This is a genomic window from Chelatococcus reniformis, assembly GCF_014640075.1.
Classification (GTDB): domain Bacteria; phylum Pseudomonadota; class Alphaproteobacteria; order Rhizobiales; family Beijerinckiaceae; genus Camelimonas; species Camelimonas reniformis.
Genome location: NZ_BMGG01000005.1, coordinates 13,938 through 37,530, shown reverse-complemented (window position 1 = coordinate 37,530; position 23,593 = coordinate 13,938). Strand labels below are relative to the sequence as shown.

Annotated in this window: 19 protein-coding genes and 1 tRNA gene; 8 read left to right on the top strand and 12 right to left on the bottom strand. The window is 67.4% G+C overall.

The annotated features are described in order from the left end of the window. Window positions 1-51: 51 nt before the first annotated feature. Complete coding sequence (locus IEW34_RS13975; protein WP_188609832.1) at window positions 52-1,665, bottom strand: acyl-CoA carboxylase subunit beta; 1,614 nt, start codon at window positions 1,663-1,665, stop codon at window positions 52-54. Between the two features lie 398 nt (window positions 1,666-2,063). Between IEW34_RS13975 and IEW34_RS13970 the strand changes: the two genes are divergently transcribed. Beyond that, entirely contained in the window at window positions 2,064-2,675 is a 612-nt protein-coding gene (locus IEW34_RS13970; protein WP_188609831.1) for a TetR/AcrR family transcriptional regulator, read from the top strand. Window positions 2,676-2,824: 149 nt separating this feature from the next. After that, window positions 2,825-4,096: an acyl-CoA dehydrogenase family protein gene (locus tag IEW34_RS13965; protein WP_188609830.1), complete on the top strand. Its 1,272-nt coding sequence runs from the start codon at window positions 2,825-2,827 to the stop codon at window positions 4,094-4,096. Window positions 4,097-4,411: 315 nt separating this feature from the next. Here the strand turns inward: IEW34_RS13965 and IEW34_RS13960 are convergent, their stop codons facing one another. The 8 genes from IEW34_RS13960 to IEW34_RS13925 all read right to left on the bottom strand — a co-directional run bounded on the left by IEW34_RS13960 (window position 4,412) and on the right by IEW34_RS13925 (window position 15,349). Beyond that, window positions 4,412-6,400 carry a c-type cytochrome gene (locus IEW34_RS13960; RefSeq protein ID WP_244641984.1) on the bottom strand — a complete coding sequence of 663 codons (1,989 nt, stop codon included), beginning with the start codon at window positions 6,398-6,400 and terminating at the stop codon, window positions 4,412-4,414. Between the two features lie 450 nt (window positions 6,401-6,850). After that, window positions 6,851-7,669: a transglutaminase family protein gene (locus IEW34_RS13955; RefSeq protein ID WP_188609829.1), complete on the bottom strand. Its 819-nt coding sequence runs from the start codon at window positions 7,667-7,669 to the stop codon at window positions 6,851-6,853. 2 nt (window positions 7,670-7,671) lie between these two features. After that, window positions 7,672-8,601 carry an alpha-E domain-containing protein gene (locus tag IEW34_RS13950; RefSeq protein WP_188610274.1) on the bottom strand — a complete coding sequence of 310 codons (930 nt, stop codon included), beginning with the start codon at window positions 8,599-8,601 and terminating at the stop codon, window positions 7,672-7,674. 13 nt (window positions 8,602-8,614) lie between these two features. Beyond that, the gene (locus IEW34_RS13945) at window positions 8,615-10,033 is read right to left on the bottom strand and encodes a circularly permuted type 2 ATP-grasp protein (protein ID WP_188609828.1); all 1,419 of its coding nucleotides are present in this window, start codon (window positions 10,031-10,033) and stop codon (window positions 8,615-8,617) included. Between the two features lie 193 nt (window positions 10,034-10,226). Then, complete coding sequence (locus IEW34_RS13940; RefSeq protein WP_188609827.1) at window positions 10,227-10,970, bottom strand: ABC transporter ATP-binding protein; 744 nt, start codon at window positions 10,968-10,970, stop codon at window positions 10,227-10,229. Next, entirely contained in the window at window positions 10,967-12,742 is a 1,776-nt protein-coding gene (locus IEW34_RS13935) for a branched-chain amino acid ABC transporter ATP-binding protein/permease (RefSeq protein ID WP_188609826.1), read from the bottom strand. Before IEW34_RS13935 ends, IEW34_RS13940 begins: the two co-directional genes overlap by 4 nt. After that, a complete protein-coding gene (locus tag IEW34_RS13930) occupies window positions 12,742-13,779 on the bottom strand; it encodes a branched-chain amino acid ABC transporter permease (protein WP_188609825.1) in 1,038 nt (345 codons plus the stop codon). The genes IEW34_RS13935 and IEW34_RS13930 overlap by 1 nt, the downstream gene beginning before the upstream one ends. A gap of 397 nt (window positions 13,780-14,176) precedes the next feature. After that, complete coding sequence (locus tag IEW34_RS13925; RefSeq protein ID WP_188609824.1) at window positions 14,177-15,349, bottom strand: ABC transporter substrate-binding protein; 1,173 nt, start codon at window positions 15,347-15,349, stop codon at window positions 14,177-14,179. 360 nt (window positions 15,350-15,709) lie between these two features. On the opposite strand from IEW34_RS13925, the gene IEW34_RS13920 reads away from it, so the two are divergent. The 4 genes from IEW34_RS13920 to IEW34_RS13905 all read left to right on the top strand — a co-directional run bounded on the left by IEW34_RS13920 (window position 15,710) and on the right by IEW34_RS13905 (window position 17,056). Next, complete coding sequence (locus IEW34_RS13920; RefSeq protein ID WP_188609823.1) at window positions 15,710-16,204, top strand: DUF7986 domain-containing protein; 495 nt, start codon at window positions 15,710-15,712, stop codon at window positions 16,202-16,204. A 16-nt stretch (window positions 16,205-16,220) separates the two neighbouring features. Then, window positions 16,221-16,427 (top strand): hypothetical protein, encoded by a 207-nt coding sequence (locus IEW34_RS13915; RefSeq protein WP_188609822.1) that lies wholly within the window; start codon window positions 16,221-16,223, stop codon window positions 16,425-16,427. A gap of 133 nt (window positions 16,428-16,560) precedes the next feature. Beyond that, window positions 16,561-16,636 (top strand) — tRNA-Phe (locus IEW34_RS13910). A gap of 144 nt (window positions 16,637-16,780) precedes the next feature. Then, window positions 16,781-17,056, top strand: coding sequence for an addiction module antidote protein (locus tag IEW34_RS13905; protein ID WP_188609821.1), 276 nt, complete (start codon window positions 16,781-16,783; stop codon window positions 17,054-17,056). Between the two features lie 689 nt (window positions 17,057-17,745). Here the strand turns inward: IEW34_RS13905 and IEW34_RS13900 are convergent. The 3 genes from IEW34_RS13900 to IEW34_RS13890 all read right to left on the bottom strand — a co-directional run bounded on the left by IEW34_RS13900 (window position 17,746) and on the right by IEW34_RS13890 (window position 20,561). Next, window positions 17,746-18,288, bottom strand: coding sequence for a hypothetical protein (locus IEW34_RS13900; RefSeq protein WP_188609820.1), 543 nt, complete (start codon window positions 18,286-18,288; stop codon window positions 17,746-17,748). Window positions 18,289-18,756: 468 nt separating this feature from the next. Beyond that, window positions 18,757-19,224, bottom strand: coding sequence for a hypothetical protein (locus IEW34_RS13895; protein WP_188609819.1), 468 nt, complete (start codon window positions 19,222-19,224; stop codon window positions 18,757-18,759). Window positions 19,225-19,781: 557 nt separating this feature from the next. Further along, a complete protein-coding gene (locus IEW34_RS13890) occupies window positions 19,782-20,561 on the bottom strand; it encodes an SDR family NAD(P)-dependent oxidoreductase (RefSeq protein ID WP_188609818.1) in 780 nt (259 codons plus the stop codon). Window positions 20,562-20,912: 351 nt separating this feature from the next. On the opposite strand from IEW34_RS13890, the gene IEW34_RS13885 reads away from it, so the two are divergent. Both IEW34_RS13885 and IEW34_RS13880 read left to right on the top strand, forming a co-directional pair. Further along, on the top strand, window positions 20,913-22,049 hold the full coding sequence (locus tag IEW34_RS13885) for an acyltransferase family protein (protein ID WP_188609817.1): 1,137 nt from the start codon (window positions 20,913-20,915) through the stop codon (window positions 22,047-22,049). A gap of 287 nt (window positions 22,050-22,336) precedes the next feature. Continuing rightward, complete coding sequence (locus tag IEW34_RS13880; protein ID WP_188609816.1) at window positions 22,337-23,509, top strand: calcium-binding protein; 1,173 nt, start codon at window positions 22,337-22,339, stop codon at window positions 23,507-23,509. The last annotated feature ends 84 nt before the right edge of the window (window positions 23,510-23,593 follow it).

Sequence of the window (23,593 nt, the reverse complement as noted above, 5' to 3'; positions counted from 1 at the left end):
GTGCACTCGGAGCAGGTGAGATCGGAGCAGCGGACGAATTCGGGGACACGCTCACATGCGCCCCACGCCGAAGCTCAGCGGCTTCACCTTGCGGTCGCGGCCCGACAGGCATACCGACAGGGCCATGGCCAGCACGTTGCGGGTGTCGCGCGGGTCGATGACACCGTCGTCGAGCACGGCGCCCGACGTGTAGAAGGCCGACATCTGGCTCTCGAAGGTTTGGATGATCTTGCCCTTCATGCTCTCGATGCCGGCGGTGTCGACGGGCAGGCCGCGCAACTTGGCGCCGTCCTCCATGACGATGGCCATCGTCAGCGCCGCCTGCTCGGCGCCCATCACAGCGGTGCGCGCGGTGGGCCAGGAAAAGGCGAAGTCCGGCGAGAAGCCGCGCCCGCACATGCCGTAGTTGCCGGCGCCGTAGGAGGCGCCGCACATCAAGGTGAGCTGCGGCACACTCGCGTTGGCCACCGCCTGGATCATCTTGGAGCCGATCTTGATCATGCCGGCGCGCTCCGACTCCGTGCCAACGATGTAGCCGGTGGTGTTCTGGAGATAGATCAGCGGCGTATCGGTCTGGCAGCAGGCCTGGATGAACTGGGTCGCCTTGTTGGCGCCGGCGGGGTCGAGCGGGCCGTTGTTGGTGATGATGCCGATCGGCATGCCGCTGAGCTTGGCGTGGGCGCAGACGGTCTGCGGGCCGTAGAGCGGCTTGTATTCCAGCATCTCGGAGCCGTCGACGATGCGGGCGATCACCTCGCGCATGTCGACCGGCTTCTTGCCGTCCTTGGGGAAGAGGCCCAGCAGCTCTTCCGGATCGAGCCGCGGCGCCGGGCCGCTGGGCAGCTCGTTGCCCTGGGTCCAGCCGAGGCTGGCGACGAGATCGCGCAGGATGCGGATGCCGTCCACGTCGTCCTCGGCCAGGTATTCGGCGAGGCCCGAGACGGTGGCATGCATCAGCGCACCGCCCAATTCCTCGTCGGTCGCGATCTCGCCGGTGGCGGCCTTCAGCAGCGGCGGGCCGGCCAGGAAGGCCTTGGCGCGGTCGCGCACCATGATGACGTAATCGGCAAGGCCGGTCATGTAGGCGCCGCCCGCCGTCGACGAGCCGTGGGTGAGCGCGATGACCGGAAGGCCGGCCGCCGAGAGCCGGGCGAGGCCGGCGAAGATGCCGCCGCCAACCACGAAATCCTCGACCTTGTAGCCGAGCAGATTGGCGCCGGCCGACTCCACGAGATGGATGAAGGGCAGCCGGTTCTTGAGGGCGATGGCCTCCAGCCGCAGGAACTTGTCGCCACCCATGGGCTGCGCCGACCCGGCGGCGATGCCGGAATCATCCGCGACGATCAGGCAGCGCACGCCGGAGATGTAGCCGATGCCGGCGATGCCCGAGCAGCCCGGCACCGACTTGGCCGGGTCCTTGGTGTCGCGCAGATAGCCGGCGAGCGAGCAGAGCTCCAGGAACGGCGCGCCCTCGTCGAGCGCCAGCACCAGCCGCTCGCGCGGCAAGAGCTGGCCGCGTCGCGCGAAGCGTGGGCCGGAGGCGGCCGAGGCGTCGCGCGCGCGCCGCTGGAGCGCATGCAACTCGTCGATCGCCGCGAGCAGATAGGCGCGGTTGTCCTCATAGGCGGGACCGGCCGCGACGACTCGCGATTCGAAGGCGGGCATGGCGCTCTCCCTGGCGTGGCTCCGGTCGACCGTGACCGTCTCATTGGAGCGTCCGTGCCCTTAGCGGGCTCAAGACGGACTGTTCTGGTAATGGTACGCTCCAGTACGCATACGTCAAGAGGCCTTCGCGCCCGCACGCGCTGGTGAGCCAGCCCTTCCTTGAGCCAAAGCCTTCCTTTGAGCCAGCCTTCCTGCTGAGCGCTTGACCGGACCGCGTACTGGGAAGTACCATTATCGGAACAGTCGGTCTAACCGCCTCGGTCGCGGCGACGCCGGATCGCGGACCGCCCCGCACGAGATGGGCGCGCCAGCGCGGTATGCCCTTGCCCCTCGCCTGCGGCGGGCAGGCGCCAGGTGAGGTGCGGCCGGAGAGGCGCGAAACGCTCCCGGAGCTCGATATGGCCGTATCAGTGATGAAAGAAGACGTCGCGCAATACAAGAAGGAGCTCATCCTGCGGGCGGCAGGTGAGCTGTTCTTTCAGCACGGCTACACCGCGACCACCACCGATGCGCTGACCGAACGGCTGTCCGTCTCGAAGACTATGATCTACCAGCATTTCCGCAGCAAGCTGGAGATGCTCAGCATCATCTGCGAACGCGCGGTGAGCGAATCCGTCGCCGTCGCCGCCGAGGCGGCGATGCTGCCGGGGCCGGCCGACGAGCGCCTCACCCGCCTCGTGCACGACTTCACGCTGGTGGTGATCGAGCATCACCAGTGGATCGCCATCTCCTACCGCGAGCTCAACACACCGCCCGAGGACGTGCGCCAGCGCATCATCGCCAAGCAGGAGGAGTTCGACCGCATCGCCCGCACGCTGATCGAGGACGGGGTGCGCGACGGCGTCTTCCGCGTGGCCGACCCCGCGGCGACGGCGCTCGCCATCGCCGGCATGATCATCTGGGTGCACACCTGGTATCGCGCCGCCGGGCGCCTTCAGCCCGAGGAGATCGCCGCGACGCTGGCGCAATCGGCGCTCCGCATGGTCGGCGTCGACCGCGAGCATGGTTGAACCTGGATCCCGCGCGACTTGCGGCCCCCCGCAATTCGTCACCCGCATGACATGTCATGCGGGGTTTGGATTTCGCCACCGACCGGCGACGCCCTATGATGGCGCGGACGACGCATTCTGCTGATTGTTAGCCAGGGAGGCAACTGCCGATGAACATCAACGTCCAATCCAGCACGTCGTTCGGTCTCAATCCGGGCGATGAACTCAACGACCTGCGCATGTCGGACTCGGCGCGGCCGCTGCTCGACCACGTGCGCAAGTTCATCACGGAAACGGTCGAACCGATGCAGGTCGAGTATTACAAGCTCGCCGCCGGCCATCGCGACCGCTGGACCTTCGCACCGGGCCAACTCGAGGTGCTCGAGGTCGCCAAGAACAAGGCCAAGGCCGAAGGCCTCTGGAACTTCTTCCTGCCCGACGCCGAGACCGGCGACGGCCTCAACAACCTGGATTACGCCTATATCGCCGCCGAGCTCGGCAAGGCCCCACTGGCCTCCGAGACGATGAACTGCTCGGCCCCGGACACCGGCAACATGGAGGTGCTGGAGCGCGTCGGGACGCCCGAGCAGAAGGAGAAGTGGCTGAAGCCGCTGCTCAACGGCGAGATCCGCTCCGCCTACGTGATGACCGAGCCGGGCGTCGCCTCCTCGGACGCCAAGAACGTCGCCACGCGGGCCGAACTCGTCGGTGACGAATGGGTCATCAACGGCGAGAAATACTACATCTCCGGCGCCGGCGATCCGCGCTGCAAGATCATGATCGTCATGGTCAAGACGAGCCCCGACGCGCCGGCCAGCAAGCAGCAGTCGCAGATCCTGGTGCCGATGGACACCCCCGGCGTCGAGATCCTCGGGCCCATGCACGTGTTCGGCCACGACCACGCGCCGCGCGGCCACATGCACATGAAGTTCACCAACGTGCGTGTACCCAAGGAGAACATCCTGCTGGGCGAGGGCCGCGGCTTCGAGATCTCGCAGGTGCGCCTGGGCCCCGGCCGCATTCACCACTGCATGCGGACCATCGGCAAGGCCGAGCGCGCCCTCGATTTGATGGTCGAGCGCGGCATGTCGCGCGAGGCCTTCGGCCGGAAGCTCGCGCACCTGGGCGGCAACCTGGAGCACATCTCCCGCGCCCGCATCGAGATCGAAGCCATGCGGCTGATGGTGCTCAAGGCGGCCAAGGCCATGGACGTGCTCGGCAACCGCGAAGCGCGCGTGTGGGTCAGCATGGTCAAGGCGATGGTGCCGGAGAAGACCTGCAAGATCATCGACCAGGCAATCCAGATCCACGGCGCCACCGGCATCTCGCAGTGGACGCCGCTCGCCGAGATGTACACCGACGTGCGGCATCTGCGCTTCGCCGACGGCCCGGACGAGGTCCACCACATGGTCGTGGGCCGCAACGAGGTGAACAACCGCTGACGCGCGACCACGCGACGTGAAGACGATGGCCGGGGTTCGCCCCGGCCATTTGCTTAGAGCGGGCCGATTTTTCTTGCGATCGTCATCATGGTCCAGGTCATGCCTATGTCTTTTGTGAGTATGATCTGGTCAAAAAGCCGCTGTTCGCTCTTGGGAGACATTTCAACGTGATGGATGGTCGGGCCAAGCCCGACCATGACAGGATGGGACGGAGAGCCTTTACTCTCAACGTCACGGTCGGGCTTGACCCGACCATCCATCTCGCGTGGTAAGGCAGACCTCCGAAGCCTGCATCGGCAGCCCGCGGACGGGCCGCTACTTCGCCTGAGCCACCCGCGTCGTCTCCAGGGTTTCGATCACCTGCTCGCCGAAGCCCTCAAGCCAGCTGCGCCGCTGCGCGACCGTCGTGCCGGGCGCGGCCTTGGCGATCGGGCAATAGGCGGCAATCAGCGCATTGGCGACGTCCGACGGCCGCGCCTTGGGGTTCTTGGCCATCAGCGCGGTGGCAAGATTGGCGGCCGTGTCGCCGGGCACCGGCGTTGTCGCCGTGCCGAGGACGAGCCCTGCCTGGGCGACGAGCTCCTGCGGCACCATCTTGCCGTCGTTTGCGGGGCAGTTCAGCTGCGCCGGATCGCCGTCGGGCTCGCGCGCCACCAGCGAGCGGCCGGCCGGCACGGCCCAGAGGAAGTCCAACGGCGGAAACTTGACGGCGGCCGTCTGGGGCGCCAGCGCCGCCGAGACCTTGAGGGCAAACCGCTTCAGCTCGACATTCTTCTGCCACTCCGGAATCGTCTCGGCCGCCACCACCGGGCAATAGGCCGTGACGACGGCGTTGACCGTATTGGCGAGCCCGGTGTCGGAGGCGGTGTTGCGGTAGAGCGTCGCAAGCTCGCCGATGTCGTCGTTGCCGGCCGTGAGCATGCCGGAGATGGCCGCGACCGCCACCGGATCCGGCCCCGCCTGCCCCGGACCGCCGCCGACCTTCGGGCAGCTGAACGCCGAGGCGGCCTGCGTGCCGTAGTCCGGCACCGCTGCGGTGGCGCGCCACGCCGCCACCATCTCGGCCGTGACGTTCGGCGCCGCCGTGTTGCCCCAACTGATGCGGATGTAATTGGCGAGGTCGGCGATCTGGCCATCCCCGAGCCGGCCGGCGAAACTCGGCATGGCCCCATAGGCGCCGTCGCTCGGCAGCCCGCCGAGCGTCGCCATCAGGATGTTGTAGGGCTCGGCCGCCGTCACCGCCGGATTGCCGGCGAGGTTCGGGGCGACACCCGGCTTGCCGGCGCCGTGCGGCTGGTGGCATTCCATGCAATTGTCGACGTAGATCTGTCCGGCCCGCGCGATCACGTCGGGTGCGAGCGGTGACCCGACCTGCGGTGCGGGCCGGTCCAGCGGCGGCGGCGCGTCGAACAGATAGGTCACCATCGCCTTGAGGTCGGCGTCGGTCCATCCCGACGTGCTGTTGCGGATGACCTCGGCCATCGGTCCGAACACGGCGGTCCGGCCCGGCGCGCTGCCGATCTTGAAGAACTGCGTCAGGGTATCGGCGGTCCACCCCGCCTTGGTCAGTGCGGCCGCATCGATCGCTGGCGCATAGAAGCCGTCGATCTCCGTTCCGGTGAACTGCGCCTTGCCCTTGATCGCCCCCATGAGGTTGCGCGGCGAGTGACAATCCGAGCAGTGGCCGAGCGCCTCGACCAGATAGGCGCCCCGGTTCCATTCGTCGCTCTTGCCCGCGGTCGGCTTGAAATAGGCGGGCGCGAAGAACAGCTCGCGCCAAGCCAGCAGCCCCATGCGGATGTTGAAGGGGAAGGCGAGCGCGTTGTCGCGGTTGGAGGCCTCCACCGGCGGTATCCGGCGAACATAGGCCCACAATGCCTGGAGGTCGTCCTCCGTTATCGCCGTGTAAGCATCGAATGGCATGCCCGGATAGAGGAAGGCGCCATCCTTGCGGATGCCGCCATGGACCGCGTTCTTGAAGTCGCCGAACGTCCAGCTGCCAATGCCGGTTTTGGGGTCCGAGGTGATGTTGACCGAATAGAGCGTGCCGAAGGGGGTCGCCAGCCCAAGGCCGCCCGCGTAGGGCTTGGCCTTGTCGCGGGTGTGGCAGGGCATGCAGTCGCCAAGACGTGCCAGGTACTCGCCGCGGGCGACGAGGGCGGCGTCGTCGAGCGCCCCAGCCGGAGCACCGCCGGCCGCGGGCTGGGCCGGGGCGCCGGCGGACGGGGCGCCTTGCGCCCATGCCTGCGCCCCCGATCCCAGCGCCATCGACACGACAAGAACGGCGGCGCCAACGGACGCCACACGACGGTTCACTCGCTCGGACACACCCAGCCGCATCGCACCCCCCGCGATTGTTCGGAACGTGTCTAAGCCGCGAACAGGAACGTTGCATGACAAGCGATCGTGCACCCGCGCGAATGCGTTCGCCGGCTCACGTTCGATCAATCCGACCCGCGGGAGAGGAGGTCGCTACCTGCACCACGGCGGTTGCGGGAGGGCCAGTTGGGCCTGTCGCAACGCCTGCGCCCGGCTGTCGCGCAGATCATCGCGCCTGGCCGCATCCTACCATGCGAATGCGCACGCCGGCCCGGCGCGTCGGTGCTCCGCCGCTCCGCGCCGTTGCCGCTGGAGGATGGGCCGCCCTGCTCGGCAGCCGGGGACAGCGGCGCTGACCCATCCTGGTCCGGGTCGTGGTCCGCCGCGCGCCGGCCTTCGGCGCCTTGGCTCGCCGGGAGGGGCGAACCGCCCCGTTCAGCTCTGGGTCTGGGACAGGGCCGCGGCGGCGCGGACGGTCAGATTGACCGTCTGATCTGCGCCGGCTTTGGTGCCGACTACCGGAGCGGCCCCGTCGTAGTCGGTCGCCACCGCCAGCCGCACATAGCGATCGGTCGGGCAGATGTCGTGGGCCGAATCGAAGCCGATCCAGCCATAGTCAGCCACCATCACCTCCGCCCACTCGTGCATGGTGTGGGCGGCCTGCCCGTCGGCATCGTCCAGCCGATAGCCCGAGACGAACCGGGCCGGCCAGTCCAGGCTGCGGGCCGCACCGACGAGGATATGGGCATGGTCGCGCGCCGTGGCAGTCTTTTCCTCGAAGGCCGCCTGGGCCGTCGCCCTGGGCTCGGCGGCCGCGACCGGCAGCCGCTGGTGCAGCGCGCGCATGAGCGCATGCAGCGTACCGAGCTGGTCGCTTCCGCCGGCGGCGGCGACATCCCGGGCGAAGGCACGGATGTCCGCGTCGGGCTCCGTCGCGGGCGTCTGGCGCAGGAAGACCGCCGGGGGAAGGCGCTCCGGCGCATTGCGCACGACGCCGGCCTGGTCGAAGGTCTCGACTTCGCCGGAGATGCTGAATTGCACCTGCTCCAGCGGCCCGTCGCCGCTGAAGATGTGGACATGGTTGCCGAAGGCGTCTTCGGCGGCGCGCAGCCGGCCCGCCTCCCCGCATTCGATGTGCCAGCGCAGGACATGCTGGGCATCGAAGCGGCTGGGCATGAGGCGCAGCAGGAGCAGCGGCGACCTCGCCGTGGGCTCGCACGGATAGGTCGCCTCGTGCGTGATGGATATCTGCATCGTCAGCTCAGGTATTGCTCGGAGATGGCCGCTCCGAGCTGGTCGTTGGCAGCAATGAACTCCTCGATGAACTCGTGCAAGCCTGACTGGAAGACGGCCTCGATGCGGCCGTTGCGCAGCTTGCCGTAGAGGGTGCGCGCCAACTTCTGGCTCGGACCCTGCCGGCCATAGGCCATCGACAGCCGGTCCAGGTAGGTGGTGATGTTGGAGTAGCAGCTGGCGAGCGAGCGCGGCATATCCTCCTTCAGCACCAGCAGATCGGCGACCAGCCAGGGCTTGACGCTGTCCCGGTAGACCCAGCGGTAGCTCGTGAGGGCCGAGACGGAGCGCAGGATCGACGCCCACTGGTAGTAGTCGAGCCCGCCGCCGACCTCGGCGTGCTTGGGCAGCAGCACGTGGTATTTGACGTCGAGGATGCGCGCCGTGTTGTCGGCCCGCTCGATGAACAGGCCGAGCTGGGTGAACCAGAAGGCATCGTTGCGCAGCATCGTCCGATAGGCGGTGCCGTCGAAGCGCAGCGACGCTTCCTTGACGAAGCTGATGAAGCGCTGGGTGTCGCCCGCGGCTTCGATCTCATGCATTTCCAGATAGGTGCCGTTGATCGCCGCCCACATCTCCGAGGTGAGCGCCGTGCGCTCGGCCCGCGCGTTGTGGCGCGCCCGCTCCAGGCAATTGCGGATGCTGGCCGGCGACTCGCGCGAGAAGGCGAGGTAGTGGATCACGGCTTCCGACGTCACCTCGCCGTGCGCCGCCAGGAAGTCCTCCTCGCAGCCCGCGGTCTTGATGGCCGATTCCCACTCGGTCAGCCCGCCGCCGTAGGCGGTCGGCAGCGAGGAGAGCCGGTAGGCCGCATCGAGGATGCGCGCCAGGCTCTCGGCGCGCTCCATGTAGCGCGACATCCAGTAGAGATTCTCGGCAGTGCGGGAGAGCAGGGTCATGTCTCGATCAGTCTCCCAGAACCCACGTGTCCTTGGTGCCACCGCCCTGGCTGGAGTTGACGACCAGCGAGCCCTCCTTCAGCGCCACCCGGGTCAGGCCGCCGGGCACGATGCGCACGCGGTCGGCGCCGGTCAGGACAAACGGCCGCAAGTCGACGTGGCGTGGGGCGATGCCGCTTTCGACAAGGGTCGGCGACGTGGACAGCGCCAACGTCGGCTGGGCGATGAAATGGTCGGGCGCGTGCTTGAGCTTCTCGGCGAAGGTATCGCGGGTCGCCTGGTCGGCATGGGGCCCGATCAGCATGCCGTAGCCGCCCGAGCCGTGCACCTCCTTGACCACCAGCTCGTCGAGGTGCTCGAGCACGTAGGCGAGCGCCTGGGGCTCGCGGCAGCGCCACGTCGGCACGTTCTTCAGCATCGGCTCCTCGCCGAGGTAGAACGTCAGGATCTCCGGCATGTAGCTGTAGATCGCCTTGTCATCGGCGATGCCGGTGCCGACGGCGTTGGCGAGCGTCACGTTGCCCGCCTGGTAGGCCAGCATCAGGCCGGGCACGCCCAGCATCGAGTCCGGCCGAAACGCCAGCGGATCGAGGAACTCGTCGTCGATGCGCCGGTAGATGACGTCGACCCGCTTGGGGCCTTCGGTCGTGCGCATGAAGACGCAGTCGTCCTTGACGAACAGGTCCCTCCCCTCGACCAGCTCGACGCCCAGGCGGTCGGCCAGAAACGAGTGCTCGTAATAGGCGCTGTTGTAGGGGCCCGGCGTCATCAGCACGACGGTGGGCTCGCCGGCCGCCCGCGGCGCCACCGAGCGCAGGGAAGCGAGCAATTCATCCGTGTAGCCGTCGACGGGCGCCACCCGGTGGCGGCCGAACAGCTCGGGGAAGAGGCGCATCATCGCCTCGCGGTTCTCCAGCATGTAGGACACGCCGGACGGCGCCCGCGCATTGTCCTCCAGCACATAGAACGTATCGGCGTCGACCCGCACCACGTCGATGCCGGCGATGTGGATGTAGACGTCGCCGGCCGGCCGGAACTGGGTCATCTCCGGCTTGAAGAAGGGATTGCCGAGGATCATCGCCTCGGGCACGACGCCGGCCCGGATGATCTCGCGGGGACCATAGATGTCCTTGAGGAAGGCGTTGAGCGCCCGCACCCGCTGCTCGAGCCCCGCCGCCAACAGGGTCCACTCCTCGGCGGCCAGGATGCGGGGAACGATGTCGAACGGGATGATCCGCTCTTCCGCCTCGGTATCTCCGTAGACGGCAAAGGTAATGCCCATGCGGCGGAACAGCAGCTCCGCTTCGGTCCGGCGTTGCGCGAGGAGCTCCCTCGGGACTTGGCCGAGCCAGGCCTGCAATCTTTCGTAGGCTGGTCGACACCTGTCGCCGAAGCTCGACATCTCGTCGAAGGCGCGCAACGCCATGTTTTCAGCCTCTTTGCTGTGGTTCTTCTCGCCGACGCAGACACAAGTAACGTGCCAACGATTGTGGCACGCCCGAGCTGCGGCGGTCGAGGCGCCGGCCGCGCGCAGGCGCATTTTTAGGCGGCAGGAATGCACACTTGACCATCATCTGCCGCGTGCGGCGGCAGGTCGTGGCAGGCCGGATACCGACCTCTCAGGCGAGCGCCGCTGCGGCGGCCTGACTGATGCCGAGATAGGTCTCGACGATGCGCGAATCTGCCTGCAGCTGCGCGCTCGGACCTTCCAGCACCACGGCGCCGTTCTCCAGTACGTAGCCGTAGTCGGCGATCTTGAGCGCGGCGCGGGCGTTCTGCTCGACCAGCAGGACGGCGACGCCGGCGTTGCGCAGCTCGACCACGATGCGGAAGATGTCGCGCACGATCAGCGGCGCGAGCCCGAGGCTCGGCTCGTCGAGCATCAGCAGCCGGGGACGGCCCATCAGGGCCCGCCCCATGGCCAGCATCTGCCGCTCGCCGCCGGACAAGGTGCCCGCCAACTGCCGCCGGCGCTCGGCAAGTCGGGGAAACAGGCCGTAGATCCGCTCCAGCGCTCCTGCCGACGCCACCCTTCCCTCCGCGCGCAGGCGGAAGCGGCCGAGCCGCAGGTTGTCCTCGACGCTCATGGTGGTGAACAGCTCGCGCTTCTCGGGCACCAGGGCGATGCCGCGGTCGAAGCGCCCCTCGACCGCGAGATGCTGCACGGGCTCGCCGTCGATGGAGACGGCACCGTGCGCCGGCAAGATGCCCATCAAGGCATTGAGCAGCGTCGACTTGCCGGCGCCATTGGCCCCGATGACCGTGACGATGCCGCCGGCCGCGACGGTGAGCGACGTCGGTTGCACGGCCGGCACGCCGTTGTAGGCGACAGCAAGGTCGCGCACGGTGAGCAGCGCGCTCATGTAACGCCGCCGAGGTAGGCGTCGATCACCGCCGGGTTGGCGCGCACCGTGGCCGGATCGCCCTCCGCCAGCTTGGTGCCGAACTCCATCACGACGAGGCGGTCGGTGAGCCCCATGACGAAATCCATGTCGTGCTCGACCAGCAGGATCGAGAGCCCCTCTCCCTTCAGCCGCCGCAGCAGCTCCGCCAGCTCCGCCTTCTCGCGGTGACGCAGGCCCGCCGCCGGCTCGTCCAGCAGCAGCAGCACCGGATCGAGGCAGAGGGCGCGGGCGATCTCGACGATGCGCTGCTGGCCGAGCGCCAGGCTGGTCGCGGGCCGGTCGGCCATCTCGCCCAGGCCGACCCGGCCGAGCTGGCGCGCCGCCTCGGCGAAGATGCGGCGCTCCTCGGCCTGGTCGAGGCGCGTGATCCCCGCGAGCGCGCCGGCCCGGCCGCGCAGGTGGGCGCCCAGCGCCACGTTCTCGATCACGCTCATCGACGGCACCAGCCGCACGTGCTGGAAGGTGCGCGCGATGCCGCGCCGTGCGACGGCCCGCGAGCGCTCGCCGGCGATGGCTTCGCCACCGAAGCGGATCTCGCCGGCCGTCGGCGGCGAGATGCCGGTGATCAGATCGAAGGTAGTGCTCTTGCCGGCCCCGTTGGGCCCGATCAGGCCGACGATCTCGCCCCTGTCCACGGCGAAGCTGACGTCGTTCACAGCGACCAGCCCGCCGAAGACCTTGCGCAGGCCGACCACCTCGAGCAGCGGCGCGGCGGCCTGCGGCTCCGGGCGGCCGCAAGGCGCCAGGGCGCCCGCCGCTGCATGGCTGCGTCCCGCCGGCTTCACCCAGCTGGCGAGCTGCGCGATATGCGGCCACAGGCCTTCGCGGGCGGTCTGCAGGATGGCCACGAGAATGATGCCGAAGGCGATGGTCTCGAAGTTGCCCTGGGCGCCGAGCAGCCGCGGCAGGATATCCTGAAGCTGGTCGCGCACGACGGTGACCAGGCCGGCGCCGAGGATGGCGCCCCAGACCGAACCGGCACCGCCGACCACCGCCATCAACAGGTATTCGATGCTGGCGCTGAGGTTGAACGGCGTCGGATTGACCGCCCGCTGGAGGTGCGCATAGAGCCAGCCCGACACGGCGGCGAGCAGCGCCGCATAGATGAAGGCGAGCATCTTGGCCCGCGCCGTGTCGACGCCGAACGCCTCGGCGGCGATGACGCCGCCCCGCAGCGCCCGGATGGCGCGACCGACGCGTGAAGCCAGCAGGTTCTGGGTGGCAATGATCATCACGGCCAGCGTCAGCCAGATCAGGTAGTACATGGAGGCGCCGTCGCTGAAGACGATGCTCCCGATCGTCAGCGGCGGGATGCCCGAGATGCCGTCGTAGCGGGCGAAGAAGTCGAGATTGCCGAAGATGAAGAAAAGGGCGACGTTCCACGCGATGGTGCCGAGCGGCAGGTAGTGGCCGGACAGCCGCAGCGTGACGACGCCGATGATCCAGGCGCAAAAGCCCGTCGTCAGCATGGCGAGCGGCAGGGTGAGCCAGGGTGACAGCCCGTAGCGCGTCGTCGCGATGGCGGTCGTGTAGGCACCGAAGCCCACGAACATGGCCTGGCCGAACGAGGTCATGCCACCGACACCGGTGAGCACCACCAGCCCGAGCGTCACCATGGCGTAGAGGCCGATATAGTTGAGCAGCGTGATCCAGAACGACGGCAGGCCGGGCACGAGCGGCACGGCCAGGCACAGCGCCAGCGCCGCCACTTGGAGCAGGCGGGCGCTCATCACTCCTCCTCCTCGATGACAGGCGCGCGCCACGAGCGCCACAGCAGCACCGGGATGATCACCAGGAAGACGATCACCTCCTTGAAGGCGGAGGCCCAGTAAGACGACAGCGCCTCGATGATGCCGACGACGATGGCCGCGGCGCCCGCCAGCGGATAGCTGGCTAGGCCGGCGATGATGGCGGCGACGAAGCCCTTCAGGCCGACGATGAAGCCCGTGTCGTAGTAGATGGTGGTGATCGGCGACACCAGCACGCCGGACAGCGCGCCGAGGAAGGCCGCCAGCGTGAAGGCGATGGCGCCGGAGAGCGCCGGCGCAATGCCGACGAGGCGTGCGCCCAGCCGGTTGACGGCGGTGGCGCGCAGCGCCTTGCCGAGCAGAGTCAGCTCGAAGAAAGCCGCGAGCGCGCCGACCAGGCCGAGCGTGATGCCGACGATCCACAGCGACTGGCCGCTCACCATCAGCTGGCCCATGTCGAACATGGCGCTCGAGAAGCCGTCGGTGCGCGAACCCTCGGCGCCGAAGAACACCAGCCCAAGCCCCGTGAGGGCAAGATGCACGCCGATGGAGGCGATGAGCAGCACCAGCACCGACGCCCCGGCCAAGGGCTGGTACGCGACCCGGTAGAGATAGGCACCGATCGGCGTGATGATGGCGAGCGCCAGCAGGACCTGCACGACGACGCCGAGTTTCTGGGGTGCCAGCCAAAGCGTCAGTGCGCTGATGGCGATGGGCAGGGCCATGTCGACGGCGAGGATCCGCGCGACGAGCCGCGGCGTCAGTTGCCGACGCGCGCCCATGAGCTCGAAGATGGCAGCGGCGACACCGAGACCGACGAGCAGCCAGAGCGTGCCGGGCGCCTGTCCCCGCTCGAGAAAGGCCAACGTGAGCGCGCCGAAGCTCACGAACTCGCCCTGCGGGATGAAGATCACCCGGGTGACCGTGAACACCAGCACCAGCGACAGGGCCAGCAAAGCGTAGATGGCGCCGTTGATGACGCCGTCCTGGACAAGGATCAGGAGGATCGACAGGTCCACGTCCAGCCTTTCGTCACCGCGCCGGGCGGATCGCAAACAGCAAAGGACAACCTCGTCCTCGGCAGGATTTGACAAGTCTTAGAGCATTTCCGCGTTTCTTCGAATCGCCGAAATGCTCTATCTGTTTGATTTATCGCGTTTTCTTCGCGCGAACCGGCGTCCACTTCGCTCGAAAACGCGCTCTAGTGGCGCAGCACGGAGATCGTGACCGTCTGGACCCTGGCGACGGGTTTGGGCTTTCAAGTCGATGGATGGTCGGGTCAAGCCCGACCATGACGTTGAGAATACAAGGCTCTCCGTCTCCGCCCCGTCATGGTCGGGCTTGACCCGACCATCCCGCTCAAAGGGTCACTGGGCTGAGTTACTCGCCCCCGCCGGTCATTGGCGTGCCACGCACTCAGTTGGTCTGCGGAACCAGTTTCCACTTGCCGTCTTCGATCACCACCATGACCCGGGCGCGCTCGTCCTGGCCGACGTGATCCTGCGGCGTCATGTTAACCACGCCCTGGCTGTAGACCACGTCCTTGGCGCCCTCGAGGGCGTCGCGCAACGCGGCGCGGAACTCCGGCGTGCCGGGCTTGGCGCCGCTCTTCAGCGCCACGGGAATGGCCGCGGCGAGCAGGATCCCGGCATCGTTCATGTGGGCGCCGAAGGTCGAGACCGAGCCCGCGCCGTACTTTGCCTCGTAGTCCTTGACGTATTGGACCGCCACCTTCTTCACCGGATTGGCGTCGGGCAGCTGGCTGGCCACCAGCACCGGGCCGGCCGGCAGGATCGTGCCCTCCACGTCCTTGCCGCCGACGCGGAGGAAGTCGTTGTTGGCCGCCCCATGGGTCTGGTAGATCGCGCCCTTGTAGCCGCGCTCCTTCAGCGCCTTGGCCGGCAGCGCCGCCGGCGTGCCGGAGCCGGCCACCAGGATGGCGTCGGGCTTGGCGCCGATGAGCTTCAGCGTCTGGCCGGTGACGGAGGTGTCGGTGCGCGCGTAGCGCTCCGTCACCACCAGTTCGATGTTCTTGGCCTTCAGCACCGGCGTGATCTCGGCCAGCCAGCTGTCACCATAGGCGTCATTGAAGCCGATGACGCCCACGGTCTTGACGCCGGCCTTGGCCATGTAGTCGGCGATCGCCTTGGCCATCAGCGTGTCGTTCTGCGGCGTCTTGAACGCCCACCGCCGCTTGTCGTCGACCGGGCCAACGATCTTGGCCGAGGCCGCCAGCGAGATCATCGGCACCTTCGCCTCGGCCGCGACCTCGACCATGGCCAGCGATACCGGCGTGGTCGAGGAGCCGAGCACCGCGTCGACCTTCTCGTCGCCGGCAAGCTTGCGGAAGTTGGCCACGCCCTTAGTGGTGTCGGTGCCGTCGTCGAGCACGATGTACTCGATCGGCGTGCCGGCGACCTCCTTAGGCAGCAGGGCCACGGTGTTGGCCTCGGGAATGCCGAGCGAGGCGGCGGGCCCCGTCGAGGATACGCTCACGCCGACCTTGATGGGATCGGCGGCGATTGCCGGCATCGCCGTGGCCGCTGCCAGAGCCGCCGCAGTCGCGGCGAGCGTCAGGATCCGTCTCATCTCGTTCCCTCCCCGGGCGGTCGCGCCTGACGCGGCCACGCCGCGCCGGTGAGCTTCTCGCCGCACCCTGTTCGCTCGCCGGGCGGGGGCCGCGGCCGGATGCGCCGGCTGAAGTTGCCCAACCCCGCATGCAACTAAGCGGAGCGGTGCCCAAAGACCGCTCCACACCTAAGAAGGGGCTAGCGAGCGGCCGGAAGCGAGTCAAGAAACGGCGAGCCCAAACAGGCCCCTATCCGACCAAAGACCGAGACGGCGGCCGGGCGGTAGCGGCCGCCGGCACCCACGCCATGGCGCTCGCCTGGGCTGGTATGCTGGCGGTGTCCGTTGATTCCACCGGGCGATGCCACGAGGAGCAAAGCGATGACCCGCGACGAGGCACTCGCCATCTACCGCCCCATGCGCGCTTCTGTCCCCGGAGTGCTCGGCACTGCCATTCGCTCCTGCGGCCGCGCCGATATCATGAGGGCCGCCAAGCACATCGGGTTGTGGACCGAGGACGGGCCGATTACGGACCTGCCCGGTGCTGTCGAGATGCTGAGCGACGTCGCCCTGTTCGAGCCGAACCAGCGCGGCCGGCGCGCCTACGACCCCTTCCTGTCGAAGCGGGCAGCGCAGCTCGGCGCGGCCGAGCGCGCCCTAGCGGAGCGCATGGCCGGGGCCTTCTTCTCGTTGTTCCGCAACGCCGGCCCACACGAAGCGGCAGGGATCTGGCTCGAGGACCTCTTGGCCGGCGACCGGCGTCTCTGGCTGATGGACGGGACGCTGGAGGTCGCGGCCACCGAAAGCATGACCTTCGGCTTGCGTGTTCGACACAGGGCCGTTCCACGCCGGATTCGGGATCGCCGCGCCGGTTGACGCCGAGACCATCGAGTTGTGCAGGCACGTCTGGTCCCACGAGGGCCGGCTGCCGTTTCGCCACCCCCTCGCGGCAACGCTCTATGGCGACACGCTGCGGCCGAGCCTGCCACCGAACGAGGAGGAGATGCAGATCATCGAAGCCCTGCTCGAGCACTTCGGCGGCGATGCCGGCAGCGGCGGCGGCGGCCGCCCCCCCGGCCGCAGACGAGCGGCCCGCTAAGGCCATTTCCGCCCGGCCGCCGTTTGGCGAAGCCGGCGCCGAAAAGACTGCCGGCAAGGCTCTGGACAGCCGCCGACAGCCCCTCTATAAGGCGCGCTCGCTGTCCGCAGCCGGCTCGTCCGCCGCGCCAGCCGCCCAGGTAGCTCAGTTGGTAGAGCATGCGACTGAAAATCGCAGTGTCGGTGGTTCGATTCCGCCCCTGGGCACCATCAGCCTAAAACGGCATTGATTTTGCTGATGTTTTTGCGATTTTGTCCCACCGGGGTCGCGAAGTAGGACACTTTCTGTTCTCGGAATGTTGCCCTCCAGATCAGGTCCCGCAACTGGATTCGCCCCGTTGGCCTGTCGGTGCCATGCTCCCGCGCCTCGACATCCAGGATCACATCAAGACGCCCGAAGATCAGGTCCGATACCTGGAAGCCGCCCTTGAGGACGGCGACCCGGAAGGCACCGCCATTGCCCTCGGTGACATCGCCAAGGCGCGCGGCGTGACGAACATTGCCAAAGAGGCCGGGCTAAGCCGGGAGACCATCTACAAGGCGTTCAAGCCGGGCGGGAACCCGACGCTGGAGACTCTTACCAAGACCGTGAAGGTCCTCGGCCTGCGGCTGACGGCTGTGGCCGCCTGATCTGCCACGAGCCAGCCGGTCGAGCTCCGTCCCCGGACGACATCGCCGAGGCGCTCGACACGTTTCGGAAAGGGAAAGGGCAGGCATGGGGCGGCCTCTTCGGCGGCATCGTCCGCGCCAGCTTCGATGTAGCGCAGCCTCAGCGTGCGCGTGGGCTCCCGCGCCGGCGATCATCGTATCGATCCCTTTCGGTTCGCCGTCACCCCTCACGCCAAGGTCCCAAGTTCGACTTGGCTGCTGGAGAGCGGACCAGCGAACAGGCTAGCCGAAGAGGCCATTTAAGCGGGCCCATAGCCAGAGTAGCGTCCCGCCTGCGTCGAAGCAGAAACCCCCGCTTCGGCGTTGAAGAAGGGAGCGCGTTTGGGCGAGCGCAGGCACGACACAATTTGAGTGACCGTCGGGAAGCGCGCTGTATCGGCCAATAGCGGACGAGCCTTCGGTCCCAGGAATTCCCGCCCCGCGTCGAAGCCGTCGGCAGGGATAAGATGCACCGCCCGATCTCGCCATTCCTCGACGGCATCCAGCCGGTCGCCGCCGTGATCATCGCACCTGTACACGGTGCTGCGGCCCGTGGCTGCGATAGAGGCAGTGCGGCGGCGCGGAACTGCTGAGCGATGATCGACGTCAAACTCGACGTATCCGAGCGGACCCCGCCATATCGTGGTGGGACAGAGCCGGCCGCTATTGGCTTAGTCGGTACGGAGGCGATATCTATTTACCATCGCTTTCGAGGCGCTTATTTTTAAGTTCCTCCCATTTTCTTCGCAGGATTCTTCGCCGCTCGGCCCATCTTTGCCAAAGCTCTTGAGCGGAACCGGACAGGTCCACGCGTAGCCATGGGCCCCAAGCCTGCGGCCAAGGGTTTTTTGCGAGGGGACAATAGGCCCAAAGCCTACGATGACGAGGCCCCCGAAAAGAAATCTCGGAAAAGCGTTGTCCTTTTCATCGCTGAAAATGAGAAGATTGATCCGGCTAGGTAACCTGGTGATGCTGTCCTCAACATGGAACGTCAATCGGACGGCATAGCGGCCGAACAATCCAGGCCCCCACTCATCGCGGCGTATGCGAAAGTGGGCGGCCGCGCTGAGGCGCCCAAGGAAAGCGTCGGCGCTCTGGTATCTAACTAAGACATTGTCGCGATACTCCGGCCGGACATCGGGGCAGTTATTTGCATAAGCGGTTCCTGCTAAGCCGTTCGCCCACAGCGCCGCTACGACTGCAATCATTCTCATCATAGGCTTCCAGGCTTGTGCGATCTACGGCCGAAATGGTCGATCGACGGCCTTAGCACCTGTGCGGGGTCAACGATATCCAGTCGGGCTGGCCGATTCGTGCGTGGCACGCTGCGGCGCCTGATCGGACTGAATGAGCTCGACCCGGCGACGACAAAGCTGTCCCTGAACTACAGGAACGGTTCGTGGACAAGCTGGCGACGGATCGCGGCCGAGATGTCGTAGGCTGCGCGAGTGGGACAGCCTTCGCCATGTGAGGCCGAGGCAATTCTCGCGGCCCGTCATGTCGACCCCGTCGTCAGAGGCGGTCGAGATCGAGCCGGCGCCCCGATGCGATCCGATGGAGGGAGTGCTTCGATGACCGGCGATCGGACGGTCCGACGCTACCGACTACACCTCCGGTGACGACAATCACTTCCGCGGCGGCGAAGGGACGGATGACGCGGCCTTAGTATTCGCAGCGGACATCTAGTCCCCAGGCCGCCGGCTGCAGTAAACGTCCGTCAGGCCGGCACCGAGCGCCGAGGGCGTATCCACCAAGATGAACTTGCCTGGGTGGTTTCGTATCCAGCGCTCCAGGGCAGCGCTATCCGTGGCCGTGGTGATGCCGAACACTTGACCGGGTGACGTGCCCGGCCCTCTCGCGAAGGGAAATTCCCCAGTCTCGTCGAAGCCGAACACGGCGACAACGGGCAGCCCATCGACGGTAAGCGGCTTCCGCACCTTGAAGAAGCTCATGCTGTCCGAGACCATGGCGGGCCTTCGCCCGATCATCGATGAGCGTTGGAGCAGAGTGAGCATGTCAGCCGGCGTTGGCGGAGCGGTGCACGCAATCTGCTGCGAGATCGCGCTCGGAATCCGAGGCTCCACCGCTCCGGCCCACGCCGGAACCAGCCCCGCAACGGCGCCGACCGCCAAGAACACCGAGCGCTTCATGGATGCCTGCGCCTCCCCCCGGGACGGCTGACTATGGCGCGCAAGGATGCCTTCGTCGAGGGAGGGGGCGGGCCGCGGCCGCGGCGGGAACGTCACAAGCGCCTGCTGCTGGGCTCAATCGCCAGGGCGCGCGTGGTGGTGATCGGTGCCGGGCGGCACATAGTAGGCGATCAGCCCGAGGCCCAGCCCCAGGACGGCGGGCAGGAAAAGGAAGATCCACTCGTAGCCTGCCATGGCACCCCCCAGGCTCGACCCAGCGCGTATCCGAACGCTAGCCGGATCAGCGCGCGGTGCGCAGTCACGACAAAGGCGTAGCACCAGCCGCCGTTCCGTGGATGGGCGGTTAGGCGGCTTCGTCCGCATGGTTCGCCGGGAAACGCTCGGGTCCTGTTTTCCGAGGCCGCATGTCGCCGCAGGCGAAGCCCCGGATAAATACATTGATCAGGACCTCGGCCCGGCGACGCAGTCGCGCTTCGCAGCCAGGCCTGGGTGCTCCTTGGCCACCAAGCCGCCCGGCCATCCCGCGACGGCCATGCGCCGCGCGGGATGGCGCAAGGTCAGGCGTTGCGGATGGTGAGCCCGCCGTCCACCGGGATGGCGACGCCGGTGATGTAGGACGATGCCGGCAGGCACAGGCTGAAGGTGATCGCCGCCACCTCCTCCGGCTCGCCGTAGCGCTTCAGGGCCGTGCGCCGCTTGGCGAAAATGGTCTTGTGCTCGTCCTGGATCGACGCCGTCATGCCGGTGTTGATCGGGCCGGGGCAGATGCAGTTCACCGTGATCCCTTCGGGGCCGAGGTCGACCGCCATGGCGCGTGTCAGGCCGATCACCCCGGTCTTCGCCGCCACGTAGATCGTATCGCTCGGGGTTGCGCCCCAGCCCTCGGTCGAGGCGATGTTGACGATGCGAGCGGCGTCCGACTTGCGCAGGTGCGGCAGCGCGGTGCGCACGATGCGCTGGTGCGCCGTCAGCAGGATCGACACCGCCCGGTCCCAGGTCTCGTCATACCTGGGGTCCTCCATCGTCATCATGGCCGAGATGCCGCCGTTGTTGACGATGACGTCGAGCCGTCCGAACGCCGCGGCGATGTCGCCGATGACCTCCCTGATCTGCTGGTGGTCGCTGACGTCGAGCACCCAGCCGGTCGCGTCGCCGCCGGCATCGCGGATTTCCGCCACCACCCGGTCGACACCCTCCTTGGTCACGTCGGTGACGGCGACCTTCGCGCCCTCTTGGGCGAACACGTGGGCCGTTGCGCGGCCCATGCCGCTCGCGGCACCGGTGACCAGCACACCGCGGCCCTTGACCGAGCGGTCGAGACGTTTCACTGGGCGCATGTTTCCTCCTTCATCGCTATGGGATTTGACCCGGCACCTTATCGCGCCATGCGGGTTTCCTGCCAGCCGCGCCGGCGGGTCGTCGTAGCAGACGTGCAGGAACTGGCACGACAACGCGGGCAAGACAGGGCGCGACCGTCAGATCCTCAGTGCCTATTTTTCAAACTATCAGGAAATCGGCTGGCCTGGCGCGCCGGCGCGCCCGGCCGTGTGGGCGGCTTGGGCGGCCGGTTGCTTCCCGCACGCCGCGCCGGCGTTCACGACGGGCCGCAGGAGCGCTTCGGTTGCGCCGCGGCACCCACGATGGCACACCCGGCCAGCGAACGAGCAAGCGAGGAGCTTCCAGCGCGGATGGACGCGGCCAAGACGTGGATCATGACCGACAAGGTCACGAGCCTGCCCTATGTCGGCGCCTTGGATGGCCTGCGTGCCATCGCCGTGCTCTCCGTCGTGCTCGGTCACTTTGGCCTCCCCGGCTTCGCGGTTGGCGGCGGTTACGGCGTCGACGTCTTCTTCGTGCTGAGCGGCTATCTGATCACCTTGGTGCTGTTGAAGGGCGACGAGCAGAATCGGTCGCTCGGCGTGTTCTACTGGCATCGGGTGACCAGGCTGCTGCCGCTTCTCGCCGTCGTCTCGGCCTCGCTCTTCCTGTTGCCGCAGGTGCTGCTCTCCACATGGGGGGCCACCATCAATGCGATCGGCGCGCTGACCTATACGGCGAATTGGACAAGGGCCTACGGCGTGCCGGGCTGGCCGTCCTACATGGCGCACACCTGGACCCTGGCCGTCGAAGAGCAGTTCTATCTCCTATGGCCCGCCGTCCTGATCGCCGTCCGCACCATCGCCGGACGCCGAACCGCGGCGGTGATCCTGGGACTGACCGCGGCGGCGCTCGTCTGGCTGGCCGCCATGACGCTCGGCGGCGCGTCGATCGACCGGATCTACAACGGCTTCGACACCCATGCACCGGGGCTTCTCATCGGGTGTCTGCTCGCCCTGCTCAAGCCGCCGCCGATCAACGGGGCCACCTTCACGGGCGCCGTGCTGGCCTACCTGGCGCTGATCTGCCTGGTGCCCTGGTCGCCCGGCGGCGCCACGGCGATATGGCTGCTCTCGTGCATCTTCATCTGCTTCGCGGTCGGCGGAGCGCGCGACAGCCTGGCCCATCGCGCGCTCTCGTGGCGGCCGCTGGTCTTCGTCGGGATCATCTCCTACGGCATCTACCTGTGGCACTATCCCGTGCATCAGGTTCTCACACATCTCCAATGGCCGCCGGCCGCCTTCGCCGGCATCGGTATCGCAACCAGCATCGCCTTGGCGTGGGCCAGCCGCAGACTGGTGGAAGACCCATGCCTGCGGGCGCGCAGCGCGCTCTCCCCCCGGCATCAGATCATCGCCGGCTTCACCGCTCTGGCGTTGACGATTGCGGCAATGATCGGCGGCCTGGTCTACTTTTTTGGGGGGTTCCTCGCCAGCTCGCCTTACTGAGCCGGATCATCGCAAATCCTCGTCCAAAGGCGACATGCTCCGGCATCGGTCTGTCCTCGACACACTCGCCGGCCGCGCACGCAGGCTTGGCCGCTCTCCCGCATCCCATCTCGCGTGCGGACGTCCTGACCCGCCGATACAGCGACCTACGCCAGCGTGTACGCTGGCGCACGACCCCTCCAAGGCCCTCGCAGTAGTGTTCTCCGCATCGGGGAGCTGCGCCTGCTCCAAGCCGCAGAGCCGAAGCAACAATACGATGACGCGAGCAGAACATCAGGAGAGGTAAGATGGCCTACTACGGCGACGACGGTGATGATTACGTCAACAACAATGCCAACGCTCGCCAATACGGCGGGGATGGGGACGACCGCCTGCGGAGGGACGACGGGGCGTTCCAAGCCTACGGCGGCGACGGCAGCGACACGTTGTGGCAGGCCGGAAATTTCTACATGGATGCCTACGGCGGCGCGGGCAACGATTGGATCATCAACACCGGCACCACCACGGCCGCCCAATGGCTGTACGGCGATGCGGGCAACGACATCATCGACGCCGCGAGCGGCAACGACTACATCGACGGCGGCCAGGGACGCGACGCGCTGCGGGGCGAAGCGGGCAACGACTCGATCTACGGCGGCGGCGGGGACGATGGACAGGGGAGCGTGACGGCCGGCTCGACGGTCGGCGGATGGTCCAACACGATCTTCGGCGGCCTCTACGGCGGCAGCGGCGACGATTTCCTCGATGGCGGCCAAGGCAAGGATTTCGTCGACGGCGGGGCAGACGATGACTTCGTCTATGGCGGTGAGGGCGACGACGTCGTCCATGGCGGAACGGGGAACGACACCGTCGACGGCGGCTCGGGCAATGACAGGCTGTACGGCGGCGACGGCAACGACTTCATCGCAGGCGGCGCCGGCAAGGATGTGGCCTACGGCGGCGACGGCAACGACTTTCTGTATCTGGTCGGCGAAACCGGCTCGTCGGCGCTCGGCGAAGCGGGTGACGATCAGGTCTTCGCGGCAGGTGGCGGCAACTTCACCCTGCACGGCGGCGACGGCAACGACATCATCGGATCGCAATCGGGCCACGACACCCTGTTCGGGGATGCCGGTGACGATCTGCTCTATGGCTTCTCCGGGAGCGACAAGCTCTACGGTGGGGCCGATACCGACCGCCTCATCGGCGGACACGGGCACGACAGCCTCTATGGCGGGACCGGGCTCGACTACTTCATCATGAATGAAGGTTTCGCGGCCGGCGAAAAAGATTACATCATGGACTTCGAGGACGGCATCGATCTCGTGGGGCTACCCACTGCCGTGCAGGGCCAGATGTCGCTCACCTCCACCCAAGACGGTGCCTTGCTCTCCTACAATTTCGGAAACGGCGCCTACAGCATCGAGTTCCTGGGCGTGACCGCGGCGCAGGTGTCCGACCAGATTTACTACTACGGTTGACAACAGCACTGCATCCATCAAACATCGGGGCCGCATGAGCGGCCCCATTTCTGTTGAATGGCGGGCAGCCGAGCTTCGGGATCG